This is a genomic window from Nocardia flavorosea NBRC 108225, from assembly GCF_001613385.1.
GTDB lineage: Bacteria > Actinomycetota > Actinomycetes > Mycobacteriales > Mycobacteriaceae > Nocardia > Nocardia flavorosea.
The window spans coordinates 1-15,290 of record NZ_BDCG01000016.1 but is presented as its reverse complement, the minus strand read 5'-3'; the positions used below and the strand labels follow the sequence as shown (position 1 = coordinate 15,290).

The following is a 15,290-nucleotide window of genomic DNA, read 5'->3' as shown; positions in this document are numbered from 1 at the left end:
GAAGTACGGATGGGCTGTCGATGAGTTCAGTACTGGGAGTGTCGGTGGGGGCCGGCGCGATCCGCCTGGCGCGCCCTCCTGCGGGCGAGCCCGGCTCAGTACCCGATTCCGGCGTACCCGATTCCTTCGAACTACGCACCTTCGTGGTGCCACCCGAAACCCCCAGCGCCGAACGCGCCGCGCTGTCGGTCGCGGCGGCCCTGAACTCGAACCGCACCATCACTTCCACCGTGCTGGCCTGCCGCGACGAGCAGCAGGCCCGCGCCTTGCATACGGCGATGGCCGAGCACGCCCTCGGCAATTACGAGATCGTCCCGGATATCGACGCCGTCGTGGAATTCGCCGCCGCCTCCGGCGCCCTCAAGGATGTGTCCTCGCTCGCAGTTTTCGATCTCGGCGCCTCCGGCCTCTCCGTGACGGTGGTGGATATTTCCACCCGGCAGGTCCGGCACACCGAACGCACCGGCGATATCAGCGGCGAATACTTCGATTCGCTGATCCGGGAACAGCAGATCAACTCCGGCCGGATCGCCCATCCGCCGGACCCGGCCGGGCTCGCCGAACTCGACGCACTGTGCCGATCGGCCAAGGAGCGGCTCTCGGCGGGTAACGCGGTCGCCCTGCCCAGCAGTTACGGACCGGTACTGCTCACCCAAGAGAATTTCACCGCGCTGATCTCCCGCGCCGTGGAAACCGCCGCCCGCGCCACCCGGGAGGTCGTCGAACGATCGGGCCGGCCGGTGCAGGCGGTGCTGGCGGTCGGCGGCGGTATGCGTATCCCGCTGGTGAGCCGGGCGCTGCGCGACGCCGTGGATATGCCGGTCCTGGTACCGCCGGAACCGGAGACGGCGACCGCCCGCGGCGCGGCGCTGCTGGCCGGCAGGACACATATCGCGAAGTCCGTCGAGCCGGCGCACTCGAGTGATACCGCCCAGGGTGCCGAATCCCGTACCCCCGCTGCCGAAGGCACCGCGCGGACCGGCGCCGCTCCCGGGCACGCCGAAGACGGCGGCCGCCACCCGCTGCAGTCCACCCCGGGTGACACGATCCCCGGCACTTCCACCCCGATCCCCGGCGTGAGCGGACGTATGGACGGCACCGGTGCGTCGGCCTCCATCCACGGCGACGGCGCGATATCGGCCCATCCCGCTGCCGCGGCGGCCCTCGCCGGTGGATCACCCACCCATCCCGACACCGACGACCAACCGCCCGGCACCACAGCGGCGCAACCGGAAGACCAGGCGGCACCCCCCACGCCGACCGGCGCCACCACAACGCTATCCGGCACCCACAGCGGACTTCCCCAGCCCACCACCACACTCTTCGGGCCGGCAGTTTCCGGCTACGACACCGCGGCGCCCGGCGCCACCACGGCACAGTCCGGTTCCACCGATACATCGCCCCGGTCCATCACGGCACTGCCCGGCCTCGCCCCGGCCGCAGCCGACTCCGCACCGGGCCCCGGCCCCGGCTCCACCACCGCACCGCCCGACTCCGGCACCGCGAATCGGCTGTCCGCGCCGGGCTCGGATCATTCCCGCCCCGATCTCCCGATACCGCAGGAGGGTATTTTCGGACCACCGACCGGTGCCCCGAGCACACTTGCGGGCACCGGATCCACGAGTCCGCGGCCGAGCGAGGAACCGAAAGGCGACCAGCCCGCACCGGCCGCCGCGCTACCGCGCCCGACCGGCACCCCGGTGCCGCGGCTGTCGCCGGAGGAGGATCCCCCCACCGTTGCGTTGCGACTTCCGGCGAAACTGTTGCCGCGCCGTTCGTTCGACGAGCCGCCACAACGTCCTACCCGGGAGATCAGCGCGGCGATGGTGGCGGTGAGTGCACTGGTGGTGGTCGCATCGATCGGTATCGGCCTCGGGTACGGGCAGCATATGTTCAGCCAGGATTCGGCCAACGTACAAGAGTCTTCACCGCCGCCGACCACCTCGGCGAGCACACCGCCCGCCACCACCGCACCACCGAGCGCTACCACGACGCGGGCCGAGCACGCACCCCTGGCCGAGCCGCCGCCGGTCTACCAGCCGGAGACCGAAACCCCGACGACCACCGCCGGCCCGAACACCTTCCAGGTCCCGGGCCTGCCGCCGATCGTCGTACCGACCATCCCGCCGGAGGCGCTTCCCTTTCCGCGCCCCACCCCTGCTGAACGCTGACTACCGTCAGTCCCGGCCGTAGCCCTGTTCCGGTCGCCGGCCCGGAGGCAGAGGCCCGCCGCCGAGCCGCTGCTGCGGATTCCACGGCTGCCGCGGCCCCGGTTGCGGGGATCCCTGTTGTTGCCGGCCGGGAGTCTGCGGGCCGGTGCGCGGTGATCTCGGTCCACCGGGTTGCCGAGGGTCGGTGGCGGAACGTGGACCCGAGCGGGGGTCGGTGGGCCCCGGACGCCGGACACGGGGCTGGTCACCGGTGGTCGGCCACGGTTGATAGTCGCGTTCGGCCCGGCGCCGCGGTCCGGTTTCGGGCTCTGTTTCCGGCCGGGGAACCGTGCGGTGGCTGCCGGTATCGGTGTGGCGGCCCGCCTTGGCCTTACGCGCAGGTGCCGGCGGTTTCGAGGTACCGAACGGGCGGGCGAGCAGCACCGCGATCCCCGTAGTCAGCGGCACCGAGAGCGCCAGGCAGATACCGCCGACGGCGGACCTCGCGATCTCGATCGCGACGGCATCGCCCACCAGCACATCCCGGATGGGCCGGCCGGCCACACTGAACAGCAGCAGCAGCGGCAGTGCACCACCCGCATAGGCGAGTACCAGGGTGTACACGGTGCTGGCGATATGGTCGCGTCCGACTCGCATCGCCGCCGCGAATATCTCTCCCCGCGTGGCACTCTTGTCGAGTTCGGCGAGTTCGAAGGCCGCCGAGGCCTGCGTGATGGTGACATCGTTGAGCACACCGAGCGAGCCGATGATGAAACCGGCCAGCAGCAACCCGGTGATGCTCACGTGCTCGATGTAGGTGGCGACATTCGTGTTCTGTTCTTCGGACAGACCGGTGAGCGTGGTCGCCTCGATGACGATCCAGGACAGCACCGCGGCGATGACCATCGACGTCAATGTCCCCAGCAGTGCCGAACTGGTGCGCAGATTCACTCCGTGTGCGAGGTACAGCACCGCGTACAAGATCAGTGAACCGGCCACCAGCGCAACCGGTATCGCGGGTTTGCCGTCGAGCAGGGCCGGTAGCAGGAACATCACCAGGACGGCGAAGGCGAACCCCAGTCCGAGGATTGCCCGGACACCGCGCCAGCGCGCGATCACGACGATCACCACCACGAACGCGAGGAAAATGATGCTGAGCGGGAACCCGCGGGCGTAGTCGTCGAACGAATACAGTGGCGTCCCGTCCGGCGCGTCCTGCCGCACGATACGAAGTTCGTCGCCGGCCGCCAGATCGGGCTGGCCCGGTCCCGGCGCGATTTCCAGCAGCGTGTGCTTACCGGCATGCGGACCGGACTCGATGGCGATCAGGCTGCGCTGGCAGTCGTAGACCTGCATGGGCGGCGGTGCCGGTTCATCGTCGAAAACCCGGCCGATGGAAGGACTACCGCAGGCGCCGAGGTCTTGGCGGATCACAGTTCCGGCTTCGGTGACCACCGCCGAACCGTCGGCGTTCTGCATGGGCAGCGGGATATCGACCTGTTGCCGGTCGGGCCACAGCGCGATGGTGGCGACGACCACGACGGCGCCGATCGCGATCAGCAATCCGACCACCACGCGGGCGGCGGTAGCACCGATGGCGATCGGCCGGGAGTGATCGTGATGGTGATGGTGGTCGCTCACGCGGCTCAGCCTAGAGGATTCGCGGAGTGCCACTCGGCCTACGGATGTGGCCTACGCTGGGGATTCGGCAACCTGCGGGGGAACTCGGGAAGGGGCGGCGGAGAGCAGGGGGATGTCTCCGCCGCCCGGGGGCAGGCGCCCAGGGGGGTAGGCGGCCTAACCCGAGGACCAGGTTGCCCAGGGGGGGTAGACAACCTGGCCGGGCACTCGAAGTGCCGAGGCCCACTGTACACATACGATCCGGTTTTGTGCCAGTAGGTTCAGAAAATTGGCCATAATCCGGACGAGAGGTCTGTTTTCGCCCAGGATCGGCCACCCCGCTACTGGCGGTAACTCGCCAGGAAGTTGCCGAAACGCTCGATGGCAACCGCCAGATCGCGAGCCCAGGGCAGGGTCACGATGCGCAGATGATCGTGGTCGGGCCAGTTGAAACCGGTGCCCTGCACCATCAGGATCTTCTCCTGGAGCAACAGGTCCTGAACCAGCTTCTCGTCGTCGTGGATCTCGTGAACTTCGGGATCCAGCCTAGGGAATGCATACAGCGCGCCTTTGGGTTTGACGCACGACACGCCGGGAATGGCGTTCAATCGTTCCCAGGCCATATCCCGCTGCTCGAGCAAGCGCCCACCCGGCAGGATCAAATCCTCGATGCTCTGGTAGCCGCCCAAGGCGACCTGGATCGCGTGCTGCGCCGGTACATTCGGGCACAACCGCGAGGAGGCGAGCAGATCGATTCCCTCGAGAAAGCCGGCCGCATGGTCCTTCGGACCCGTGATCGCCAGCCAACCCGACCGGTAACCCGCCACCCGGTAGGCCTTGGACAGGCCGTTGAAGGTCAGGCACAGCAGGTCCGGCGCGAGTGTCGCCAGCGAAATATGCTTGGCGTCGTCATAGAGGATCTTGTCGTAGATCTCGTCCGCGAGCAGCAGCAGCCGATGCTTACGGGCCAGGTCCACCAGTTGTTGCAGGACCTCCGCGGAGTACACCGCCCCGGTCGGGTTGTTCGGGTTGATCACCAGCAGGGCCTTGGTCCGGTCGGTGATCTTGGCTTCGAGATCGGCGATATCGGGCTGCCAGCCGTTGCTCTCATCGCACAGGTAGTGCACCGGCGTACCGCCGGCCAGGCTGGTCATGGCCGTCCAGAGTGGATAGTCGGGGGCCGGGATCAGTACCTCGTCACCGTTGTCCAGCAGTGCCTGCATCGTGATGGTGATCAACTCGGAAACGCCGTTGCCCAGGTACACACTGTCGACATCCAGCTCCGGGAAGCCCGGTACCAGCTCGTATCGGGTGACGATCGCCCGCCGCGCGGACAGTATCCCCTTGGACTCCGAATAGCCCTGCGCGTTCGGCAGGGCGGCGATCATATCCCGCACGATCACATCGGGCGCCTCGAAGCCGAACGGCGCCGGATTGCCGATATTGAGCTTCAGGATCCGATGCCCCTCGGCCTCCAGCCGTGCCGCATGTGCGTGTACCGGTCCACGAATCTCGTAGACGACGTTCTGCAGCTTCTTCGACTGCTCCAGAATCCGGGGGGCGGGATGCGAATGGCCAGTACTCACCCGATCCATGGTGCCACCAGGGGCAAGGGGTTATCGGGCCCGGCCCCGGCCCGTGGCCGTACGGTTACCGCAGGAAGCGGGCGCGCGGCGGCCTCACCCGGCCCCCGGAGGCAGACTGCGGGTGGGCGTCGAACCGCAGAATTCCTCGATCTGCTCGTCCAAGGACCGGGCCTGCGCGACTCCACGGTAGGTGGGAGCGCAGATCCGCCGGCGGACGCCGGTGAGCCGTTCCTCGAGTTGTGCGATGCGCTTGTCCTCGGCCAGTTCGAGCACCGGCGACAGCGCCTCGGCCGCGCCGTCGAGGCTGCCGTTGATCAGGTGCGCGGCCGCCGAATCGACCCGGGCCAGCGCTTCGGCGCCGTAGGAACGCTGCCGCGCCGGACCGCTGCGATACAGCTCGATCGTCCGTTCCGTGGCGGCCAGCGCGGGTTCGGCGAGACCGAGATGGATATAGGTGGCGCCCGCGTAGTAGCTGGCCTTCGCCTCGGCGAAGCCGAACACCCCGCCTACCTCGTCGTGCAGGCTGTCGGTGGCCGGGCCCTCGCTCGCCGCGGCGGCGGCCCGGATACAGCGTTCGGTATCGGCGGCACTACCGATCTTCGACCAGATCCGCGCCTCGATATTGTGCAACCGCACCGCGGCGGTGGCCGAATCCGCGTACTGCTGTCCGCTCTGTGCCAGCGCAAGCGCCCGATGTGGCCGTTCGGACCAGTACTCGATCAGCGCGTGCATCCCCCGCGCCCACGCTCGCAGCCCGTTGTGACCGCAGATCTCCCCGTACGCCCAGGCCGCCCGGATCTGTTCACCGGCCGCGTCCAGGTATCCCAGATCGGTGCTCGCGTTGGCGAGCAAACCCGACAGCGAACCCGCCAGCAGATATAGATGACTGGTATCGGATGGGCGCTGATGCCCCTCCAGCAGCCGGTACACCCGGCGGCGCACCCGCAGCATCTCCACCATCATCGGCATCGGCGGCGTGTGCACGTAGTCGTTGGCGATCCGGGTGACATCCGCGTCGAGCTGCTCCAAGGTGCTGGCGCCGATATTCGTCGCCTCGGCCCGGCCCGCGTGATCACTCGCTTCGTGTGCTGCCGCCATGATCAGATCCCTCTCCGAAATCGCCGCCGACCCCTCCCCGCGCACCGCACCGCTGTCGATGAGGGCCAGGAGTTCGGCGTCATTGGAATAACTTCCACGCACCGCGGTATGCCCGCCGGGGCCGGAAACAGGGGCGTCGGCTGTCAATGCGGCGAACCGGCCCCGCTCGACATCATCGGACCTGGCCAGGCAGGTATCGAGAGCAGCCTGGTTGACGGGACGCGGATGCACCCGGTCGCCTCCGGCCTCCCATTTGGACACCAGTCGTTCGTGCACACCCAGATGTGCCGCGAACTCCCGGATGCTCATCCGTTTGGCCTCGCGAAGCGCCCGGGCCTCCTTTCCAGACCATTGGCCGACCACGTTGTCACCCTTTCCGAACGATTTCCTCCCAAGAGTACGAGCCGAATGTGACTGCAACCACAAGGAATTTCGCTACCGCGGCGAATGGCAGCGCAAGGGCAGTGGAACGAGAGCGCGGAGGCGGTTCCGGCACGCCGGTTCTCGCGGGATCCTGGAAGGGCAGAAGCGAAACCGCCACCGGCCGTGGCTCGGCACGCCAGGGAGGCCCGGCACGCCAGGGAGGCAAGGGGATTCACCGTGAATGTGGAAAAGCTCAGAACGGTCGACGACTGGGCCGCCTACTACCGTCACGAATTCGGTTTACCGGCCACCGAACGCGGCGGCTTCGTGATGCTGCCGATCACCAGCCGGGCCTGTGTCATCCACCTACCCACCGAACGCGCCCGCGCCGTCCGCGAACTGCTGAACTCCCGGGATATCCGGGTTCCGGTGCTGGCCCGGCAGATTCGCTGGAGCTTCGTGGCCTATCCGGATCGCCGGCCCGATCCCGAAGTGGTGGAGATGCTGCACCGCATCGATATCGATATTCCCGGGGTGGGCAGCGCGGTCATGCTGCCCACGGGGATGGGCCGCTGGAACCGGGAAGGCTGCAACTGGGTGGTACCGCCCGAACGTGACGGCCTGCTACCACCACTGTCCTCGGTGATCAATGCCGCACTCCTGGCGGGCGGCAACCGGGAATGACCGGGGATGGGGCTACGTCCGGCAGCTCACAAGGCATGCCGGTCGTAGCCCGCCCGCGGCGCCGACGGGTGACCGCGGGACCGGCTGTCCAGTACAGCCACCGGGATACCGGGCCGGCCTGCCCCGCCGGCCCGGTATCACAAACGTGTTCGCAGCACCCGTTGCGCATCGGCCAGCAGCCCCGGCGCGAGGCGGCGATGGGCGCGGGCCGCGCGGGTCCAGATCCATTTACCGATCGGTCGTTCATAGCGGATGAAGGTGACCAGCGAAACGCTCTCGGCGCCGACCTCGAACACCAGGTTTCCGGTGAGCATCCACGACGGGGCCGCGAGGGTTATCCAGGTATCGCCGCGTTCGACGATCGGCCATCCGGCCACCTGCTCCGGCGCGGATCGCCGCGCGAGCCGCAATCCCAGCAGCCCGCGCCAGATCAACTGGCCGCCACGGCCGGCGACCTCGCCGAGCGCCACGTGCGCCCATTCTTCCGGAGTTCCGGTTGCGTCCGCTTTCGTGGGCAGCACGAACTGATCGGCGTAGTGGTAGTCGGCCATCGTGCTGTGCGCTCTGGCCGATTCGGTGATGTCGTGCTGCTGGAACGCGACCGGATCGGCATGGTCTTCGGCTCTGCGAATCGGGGAACTGTCAGTCATCTCCGCGTCTCCCTCTGATTGATATACGGTGGCGTATATCAACGCTAGCGGAAATATACGGCGCCGTATAGACCGCTGCGTGACGAAGGGAGAAACGACCATGGGCACGGCACGCACACCCAGTGCCGACTGGATCGACGAAGGACTGCGCGCGCTGGCCCGCGGCGGCCCCGACGCCGTCCGCGTCGAAACGCTCGCCAAAGCACTCGGCGTCACCAAGGGCGGCTTCTACGGTCACTTCGCCGACCGCAACGCCCTGCTCGAAGCCATGCTCGACACCTGGGAGCGCCGCAGTATCGACGAGGTACTCGACCGCATCACCCGCGACGGTGGCGACGCGCGAACCAAGATCCAGCGGGCCGGCGCACTCACCCTCTCCGCCGAACTGCTCCCCCTCGACCTCGCCGTACGCGACTGGGCCCGCCGCGACGAGAACGTCGCCGACCGGCTGCGCCGGGTCGACAATCAGCGAATGGACCTGTTGCGCGAGATGATCGGCACCTACTTCACCGACCCGGTCGAGGTCGAAGCCCGCAGCCTGCTCGCGTTCTCCACCCGCATCGGAATGCATTTCCTCGTCGCCGACCGCCTCGACGGCCTCGACCACAACGCGGTCCTGGCACACATCGCCGATATCGTCCTCGGCACGGCCGAGGCCTGATTCGCTGACCAGACCCGGAAGCGCGCTAGCTCGGCAAGGAAAAGTTCAGATAAGCCCGCGACGGGGTCGGCCCTCGCTGCCCTTGATACTTCGACCCCGTACCGGCGCTACCGTAGGGATTCTCCGCCGGGCTGGTCAGCCGGAACAGGCACAACTGCCCGATCTTCATCCCCGGCCACAACGTGATGGGCAGGTTCGCCACATTCGACAGCTCCAGGGTGATGTGCCCACTGAACCCGGGATCGATGAACCCGGCCGTCGAATGGGTGAGCAACCCCAACCGGCCCAGACTCGACTTACCCTCCAACCGGCCCGCCAGATCGTCGGGCAGGCTGCACACCTCCAGCGTGGACCCGAGCACGAACTCCCCCGGATGCAGCACGAACGGTTCACCCGCCGCGGGCTCCACCAGGCTCGTCAGCTCGTCCTGGCGCTGCGCCGGGTCGATATGGGTGTAGCGGGTGTTGTTGAACACCCGGAACATCCGGTCCAGCCGCACGTCGATACTGGACGGCTGGATCAGGTTGTCCTCGAACGGTTCGAGCCCGAGCCGCCCGGCGGCGAACTCCGCCCGGATATCACGATCGGAAAGCAGCACGCCACGAGCGTAGCGACCGCGATCCGGGCAGGTAGATCCCGGTCCGGCAGCGCTGTTTCCTGTCACACCCCGCGGGCATACTCCACCCATGTCAGAGACCAGTGCGCACACCCACCACGGCATCGACTACATCGAACTCACCGTCACCGATATGGACGCCGCCCGCAGCTTCTACCGGTCGGCGTTCGGCTGGGAATTCAACGACTACGGCCCCGAGTACACCGGTATCCGCCGTTTCGACGGCAGCGAAGGCGAAGCGGGCGGCCTGGCCGCAGGCTCCGAAGTCCACACCGGCGGGCCCCTGGTCCTGCTGTATTCGAACGACCTCGACACCAGCCTGCGTGCCGTCGGCGCCGCCGGCGGCACGGTCACCGAAGGCCCCTTCGACTTCCCCGGCGGCCGCCGCTTCCACTTCACCGACCCCAGCGGCAACCAGCTCGGCGTCTGGTCCGAGGCCTGAGCCCACGTTCACCGGGGCCGGAATCCACGAAAGATTTCGGTCCCGGGTCGGCCCTCTGCTAAGCTCGCCTTCGCGCCGACAGGCGTACCGCCGGTGTAGTTCAATGGCAGAACTTCTGCTTCCCAAGCAGACGGCGCGGGTTCGATTCCCGTCACCGGCTCCACCATCACATACCCGATATCCGCGCTGGTCACCCGCGCCATTTGCTCCACCTTCTCAGTGCTGGGTTTCCGGTCCGGTCACATCCCACGATGCCGCTGTGCCACACACGTGCCACTACGCCCCGGTTTGACCCTCTCGGTACTGCTGTGCCCATCCGCGACAGATCGTCAGCGATTCGACGTTGCGCGTCATCGGTAGCCCGCTGGTAGATCAGTGCCGCCCGCATATCGTCGTGCCCCATCCGCGCCATGAGATCCCTGGTCGACATCCCGGACTTGGACGCCCACAGATTCCCGGCATGGCGGAGATCGTGGAAGTGGACGCCGGCCAACCCAAGCCGCGCCATAGTCTTGTTCCACTGAACGTTCTGATCGAAGTTCGACCGGCGCAGCGGGTTACCGCGGAGACCGGTGAACACGTACGAAACCGGAGAGCCCGGGACGTAGGCATCGAAGTGCTCCAGGACATCGCGCCGAATCGCCTCCGGAACGGTCAGGGTCCGTATGCCGGCGCGCGACTTCGGGCCAGCCACGATCAGCCCCTTACCCGAGACCTCCACCAGCGCTTTGGTGATCCGGACCGATGACGCATCGTCGGAGAAGTCACCACGAAGCAGCGCCGACGCCTCACCCCAGCGCAGGGAGCAGAACGCCGAGAGCAACACAAGGACCCGGTACCGCTCGGGAACCGCGCCCGCAATCCTGAACACCTGACTGACCGTCAGCACCGGCCGCTCGGGGCTGTTCTCCTTGTCGGCACCGCGCACCCGGCACGGATTGCGAGGAATAATCTTGTCCTCATCTACCGCCGTGTTCAGCGCCGCCCGCAGGAGCCGATACGCCTTCGCCGTCGCGATCTCGGAAACGCCCGCCTCAATCCGGCCTGCCCGCCATTGCCGAACCATAGGCGTGGTCAGCTTGCCGAGTGCCGTACCACCGAGTTCGGTCGGTGCGATATGCGCCCGCAACAACCACTCGTAGAGCTGGGTGGTCTTCGGCCGCAGTCCGGGACGCTGAGCGATCCAGCGTTCCATGTACGTCTTGACCGGAATCTTGCCCCGCTCCGGGGCGATCCAATCGCCTTGCAAAATCTGCACTTCGGTCGTGGACAACCACTGTTCGGCCGACTTCTTCGTCTCGAACGTCCGGGGCGCCGGGCGCATCTGCCCATCCGGGCCACGGTAGCGAGCCTGCCACCGGCCAGACGGCAGCTTTCGCACACTGCCGAACCCACGTTTACCGGCCATCAGGACGCCACCTGATACGCCGGAGCAGCATCGACGCGACCCGCCTGGGCGTATGCCTCCAGGTCCGAGACCTTGAACCGGACGTGACCGCCGACCTTGTAGAACACCACTCGACGCTCAGCCACCAGCCGCCGAATGAACCGGACACCGGTACCCAAATAGACGGCAGCCTCAGCCACACTCAAGTATTCCGAACGAACTTCCATCTCAAACCCCTCCCCTACGCCGCTGAGTCCGACGAGTCATGATCTGAAGCAATTGATTCGGCCGGCATATCCGGTGGATCGGCAAGCATGGCGCGGTTGTATTCCGCGCGTTGACTGAGCTTTTGCGCCACCAACTGCATGATCAGGTGCTCGCGGGGTGGCACGTTCGGGTCGCCGGGCTCTACCGGGGTGATGACCATCCGTTTCACCTGATCCATCGGCATTCCGGCCTCAGCGAGACGCTGCCGAACGAACTCCGCGCGATCGGCCTTGTGGTCGGCCAGTTCTTTGCCGGTCCACTTCTGCGACACCAGCACCCGACGACCCCGCAACCCAAGCGTTTCCCGACGATGCGCCTTGCCCTTGCACACGCCCGGCTGAGTCTTCGCGGTAGCACCCTTCGGTACGACGCCGTAGCGGAACCAGATCCCACACGACGGAGAGCACGGTGTCTTGCACAGTTCGGCGTGGAGCCGGTCGTAGTGGTCGGTCGCCCGCTGCGACTGCGGTTCGATCACGTCCCCGATGGACTTGGTGAGGTACTTGGTCAGGTACCCGATATGCCGGTTCGCTTGCTCGGTGCCGCCGAGGATGCCCTTGACGTCGACCTGTTGCCCGAAGCGGACCACGTGCGCGGGTTCCAGCTCATCCACCGAATCCATGAGGTCGAGGACCTGGTTCCAGGTGGGGACCGGTTCGCGGGTGTCGGGGTCCACGAACGCCTGTATCTGGTAGTCCCACTGGGGGAGCCGGTCGGGGTAGGTCATCTCGTTGAAGTGCGGCCACCACACCTGGTGATACGTCGCGGCCGCCAACTGGCGGATGAGGTCTTTCGGGTCGGTGCCCCGGATCCCGATGTGGATATGCGGAGCTCCCCGGCGCTGGGGTTCGACGGTGGCGAAGTACTGGATATCTCTACCGGAAGCACGACCGTAGTTCTGGATGAACCGATCGAACAGGGCCGCGAAGTGGATGGTGTCGCGGGCGGCTTGGCGGTAGTCGTAGGTGTCCATGTTGATCGGAGCACCGTCCGGGCCGACCCGGCCATACGAGGGCAGGGTGAGCGTCAGGAACAGTGACGGCCGGTACTTGCCCGCATACACCCGTCCGATAGTGGTCTTACCGACCTTCTTACGCGGCAGGTCCGGCACCGGCTGCTGACGACGAGTAGTCCGTTTGCGGACCGCTTTCGGTTTCGGATCCAGGCTCGGAGCTTGCCCCGGATACCGGTCTCCCGGAGCTCCGCGTCGAGGTCTTCCACCACCTCACGGATACCGGCCATCATCTCTTCGTCGCCGTCGTCGCGGGCCTGCTGGTAGGACTCGGCCATCACCGCCCGAGCCTTGAGCAGTTCGGCCTGCTGCTCGGTCGGTTCCTTCTTCTCCACTACCGGTTCCTCCTTGATGTGCCAGCCCTCATGGGCCTGCTGGATACGCAAGAGACGAGCGCGGGCGGCACGCGCAGGGCACACGCACTCAAGAGTCGATTTGCACGGCGTCCCGATGTACTTGGTGCCGTCGCCTTCAGTGGTCGCCAGCATCGGCAGCGGACGGCGGCAGACACCTTGCTTCTCGGCCATCGCCTGAGCCAGTTCGACAAGATTGAGTTCTGCTCGCCGCTCCGCTGCCGTCTTCCGATCCGCCGCCGACGCGAGATCCGTCACCGTCGCCGTCATCAGGCCATCCACCGCTTCGGAGCGCCACCTCCAGCGGGCCAGGACTCATACATCACCGGACCCACCGAGCCGTAGGCCAGCCGCGAAGTCTTCACCGGCTCGGACGCGCGCACCCGGTCCAGTTCCACGACCTCCGCGACCGATGCGGGAAACTCGGCCTCCGTCAGGCCCTGGATGCAGTCGCAGCGTGTCGAGGCCGTTTCCGGGTCCACGTGACCGTTCAGGTACTCGGTGCCGCCGCAGCGGGTGCAGGTCTCCCACACCGACTCCGCGAACTGGGATACACACCGCGCGTTCTGGCAGTGCCGGCCAAGGCAGTAGATGCAGCATCCCGCCGCATTCAACCGCGATGGACGAAGAACATTCGCGTTCTGGATTGCCCTGACCTGCATGACGCCCTCCGGGTGACTTCGGACACTGAATTAGAACTAGCTCTATTAGGGCGGTAAACAGCGGTCAACCGTCAATAGAACCAGCTCTAATTGGCCGAAAGTATGGATTGCTACATTTAGAGCCACCCTTAATGGATCGCACGCACACAGGAAGAGGCAGGCCCGATGGGAACCACTGGATACCGCGAACTAGCGGCCAGCCTGCGCGCAGCCATCCAAGCGGGCGAGTATCTACCTGGTTCGACGCTGCCCAAGCAGGACGAGATCGCGGCTCACTATGACGTGAACATCAAGACGGTCCGGCAGGCCATCGGACTGCTTGACGCCGAAGGTCTGGTCACGCCGATCCGTCGACGCGGGACAGTCGTTCGGGACCGCCCTCCAATGCGTCGGCTCGGGATCGAGCGCTACGCGAAGAGCAAGTGGAAGTTCGGGAACACCGTTGCGTTCGCGGCCGACCGGGAGGCATCCGGCAGGACATGGAAGCCGACCGACCAGACGAACACCGTGCAGTTGGTCGAAGCCGACGCCGAGACGGCCGAAGCATTCGGGCTGACCGCAGGTGCCCAGGTCTATGAACGCAGACGACTCGTCCGTGATGCAGGCAAGCCGACACACTCCCTCACCAGCTACTACCGTCCGGAACATGTCGAGGGAACCCCGCTGGTCGACCCGACAGCAGGTCCGGCCGGCAAAGGTGGCGGATTCGCCGTCCTCACCTTGCAGGGATACGAGCCCGACCACATGTCCGAGACGATCTGCGCCAGGATGCCGACACCCGATGAGGCAGCAGCCCTCGAGTTGCCCTCCGGAGAGCCGGTAATGATCCTCGTTCGCAAGACCTACACCGCTGGAAACGAGCTGATCGAGTTTGCCCGCGGGGTGCACGCGGCCTCCCGATTCGCCTGGACATACGACTTCAAACTTCCGGACTGAGAGGACATCTCCGATGCCGACCGCAACCCTGCCCGCCGAACTTCGAGCCGACGTCGAAACCCTCTGGAACTTCAACCACATGGACCACGAGGCCCGGCCGGTCGACCTCGGCATCGGGCTGGGTAGCCACGACCTCGGAGTAGCAACCCACACCGCGAACCTGTACAACGCGGGAATCTTCCCCCGCATCGTGTTCACCGGTGCCAACGCCCCGACGACCGTCGAGCGGTTCCCCCGGGGAGAAGCAGTGCACTATCGCGAACACGCTCTTGAGCTCGGCGTTCCGGATGAGGCAATCCTCGTGGAACCCAAGGCCACGAACACCGGCGACAACATCGACTTCACCCGCGCTCTTCTCGATCAGCACGGTCTACTCGATCAGGTCCAGTCGATCATGCTGATTTCACGTCCCTACCAGCAGCGGCGTAGCTACGCCATGGCCCGGAAGCGTTGGCCCGAAGTCGACGTGGTTTGCTCGTCGCTCCCGCTGCCGCTGAGTGAGTACGTCGAGAGCATCGGCGACGCGGACCGCGTTATCAACATGCTCGTTGGGGATACGCAGCGAATCTGGGTGTACGCCCAGAAGGATTGGGCCGTTGAGCAGGACGTGCCGACACCAGTCCACGACGCCTACTCACGGCTCGTCGACGCCGGATTCACTACTCGGGTAATCCCGGAGTAACCACGGCCGACCACCGCAGCACGCGGGCTGAGACTCTTCCGATCAGACGGAGGGTCTCAGCCGTTTTTGTTTGCTTCTCCGGTTCCCAACGCGGTCGGCTGCCGAATTTAGCTATATAGGA

The 15,290-nt window shown here is 66.3% G+C and carries 15 protein-coding genes, 1 tRNA gene and 1 pseudogene; 7 read left to right on the top strand and 10 right to left on the bottom strand.

Going from position 1 to position 15,290, the window contains the following annotated elements; translation table 11 throughout:
* The first annotated feature begins 20 nt into the window (after positions 1–20).
* Positions 21–2,171: a DUF7159 family protein gene (locus NFL01S_RS37045; protein WP_245670807.1), complete on the top strand. Its 2,151-nt coding sequence runs from the start codon at positions 21–23 to the stop codon at positions 2,169–2,171.
* Positions 2,172–2,519: 348 nt separating this feature from the next.
* Here the strand turns inward: NFL01S_RS37045 and NFL01S_RS20335 are convergent.
* From NFL01S_RS20335 to NFL01S_RS20325, 3 genes and pseudogenes are all read right to left on the bottom strand, one after another.
* Positions 2,520–3,791 (bottom strand): annotated as a pseudogene (locus tag NFL01S_RS20335) (YibE/F family protein); the annotation flags it as partial.
* 320 nt (positions 3,792–4,111) lie between these two features.
* A complete protein-coding gene (locus NFL01S_RS20330; RefSeq protein ID WP_062977634.1) occupies positions 4,112–5,365 on the bottom strand; it encodes a pyridoxal phosphate-dependent aminotransferase in 1,254 nt (417 codons plus the stop codon).
* Between the two features lie 84 nt (positions 5,366–5,449).
* Positions 5,450–6,817, bottom strand: coding sequence for an NsdA family TPR-like regulatory protein (locus NFL01S_RS20325; RefSeq protein WP_062977632.1), 1,368 nt, complete (start codon positions 6,815–6,817; stop codon positions 5,450–5,452).
* A gap of 243 nt (positions 6,818–7,060) precedes the next feature.
* On the opposite strand from NFL01S_RS20325, the gene NFL01S_RS20320 reads away from it, so the two are divergent.
* On the top strand, positions 7,061–7,501 hold the full coding sequence (locus NFL01S_RS20320; protein ID WP_245670805.1) for a hypothetical protein: 441 nt from the start codon (positions 7,061–7,063) through the stop codon (positions 7,499–7,501).
* Positions 7,502–7,638: 137 nt separating this feature from the next.
* Here the strand turns inward: NFL01S_RS20320 and NFL01S_RS20315 are convergent, their stop codons facing one another.
* The gene (locus NFL01S_RS20315; RefSeq protein ID WP_063916003.1) at positions 7,639–8,151 is read right to left on the bottom strand and encodes a hypothetical protein; all 513 of its coding nucleotides are present in this window, start codon (positions 8,149–8,151) and stop codon (positions 7,639–7,641) included.
* Positions 8,152–8,251: 100 nt separating this feature from the next.
* On the opposite strand from NFL01S_RS20315, the gene NFL01S_RS20310 reads away from it, so the two are divergent.
* Positions 8,252–8,812, top strand: a complete 561-nt coding sequence (locus NFL01S_RS20310; protein WP_062977628.1) for a TetR/AcrR family transcriptional regulator — start codon at positions 8,252–8,254, stop codon at positions 8,810–8,812.
* A gap of 25 nt (positions 8,813–8,837) precedes the next feature.
* Here NFL01S_RS20310 and dcd read toward each other — a convergent pair whose 3' ends face one another.
* Entirely contained in the window at positions 8,838–9,410 is a 573-nt protein-coding gene (gene dcd / locus NFL01S_RS20305) for a dCTP deaminase (protein ID WP_062977626.1), read from the bottom strand.
* 88 nt (positions 9,411–9,498) lie between these two features.
* Here dcd and NFL01S_RS20300 point away from each other — a divergent pair, with 88 nt between their 5' ends.
* Positions 9,499–9,870, top strand: a complete 372-nt coding sequence (locus NFL01S_RS20300) for a VOC family protein (protein WP_062977625.1) — start codon at positions 9,499–9,501, stop codon at positions 9,868–9,870.
* 89 nt (positions 9,871–9,959) lie between these two features.
* Positions 9,960–10,033 (top strand) — tRNA-Gly (locus tag NFL01S_RS20295).
* Positions 10,034–10,060: 27 nt separating this feature from the next.
* On the opposite strand, the gene NFL01S_RS20290 is transcribed toward NFL01S_RS20295, so the two are convergent.
* Genes NFL01S_RS20290 through NFL01S_RS20275 form a run of 5 tightly spaced genes read right to left on the bottom strand, consistent with a single transcriptional unit; the run spans position 10,061 to position 13,422 of the window.
* Entirely contained in the window at positions 10,061–11,278 is a 1,218-nt protein-coding gene (locus NFL01S_RS20290; RefSeq protein WP_084493002.1) for a tyrosine-type recombinase/integrase, read from the bottom strand.
* On the bottom strand, positions 11,278–11,484 hold the full coding sequence (locus tag NFL01S_RS20285; RefSeq protein ID WP_062977623.1) for a helix-turn-helix domain-containing protein: 207 nt from the start codon (positions 11,482–11,484) through the stop codon (positions 11,278–11,280). The genes NFL01S_RS20290 and NFL01S_RS20285 overlap by 1 nt, the downstream gene beginning before the upstream one ends.
* A gap of 14 nt (positions 11,485–11,498) precedes the next feature.
* Positions 11,499–12,635 carry a replication initiator gene (locus tag NFL01S_RS20280; protein ID WP_307615597.1) on the bottom strand — a complete coding sequence of 379 codons (1,137 nt, stop codon included), beginning with the start codon at positions 12,633–12,635 and terminating at the stop codon, positions 11,499–11,501.
* A complete protein-coding gene (locus tag NFL01S_RS37040) occupies positions 12,551–13,159 on the bottom strand; it encodes a replication initiator (RefSeq protein ID WP_245670802.1) in 609 nt (202 codons plus the stop codon). Before NFL01S_RS37040 ends, NFL01S_RS20280 begins: the two co-directional genes overlap by 85 nt.
* Positions 13,159–13,422, bottom strand: a complete 264-nt coding sequence (locus tag NFL01S_RS20275) for a hypothetical protein (protein WP_157116757.1) — start codon at positions 13,420–13,422, stop codon at positions 13,159–13,161. Before NFL01S_RS20275 ends, NFL01S_RS37040 begins: the two co-directional genes overlap by 1 nt.
* A gap of 294 nt (positions 13,423–13,716) precedes the next feature.
* Here NFL01S_RS20275 and NFL01S_RS20270 point away from each other — a divergent pair, with 294 nt between their 5' ends.
* A complete protein-coding gene (locus tag NFL01S_RS20270; protein ID WP_062977618.1) occupies positions 13,717–14,487 on the top strand; it encodes a GntR family transcriptional regulator in 771 nt (256 codons plus the stop codon).
* Between the two features lie 13 nt (positions 14,488–14,500).
* Entirely contained in the window at positions 14,501–15,169 is a 669-nt protein-coding gene (locus tag NFL01S_RS20265) for a YdcF family protein (protein ID WP_062977616.1), read from the top strand.
* Positions 15,170–15,290: the final 121 nt, after the last annotated feature.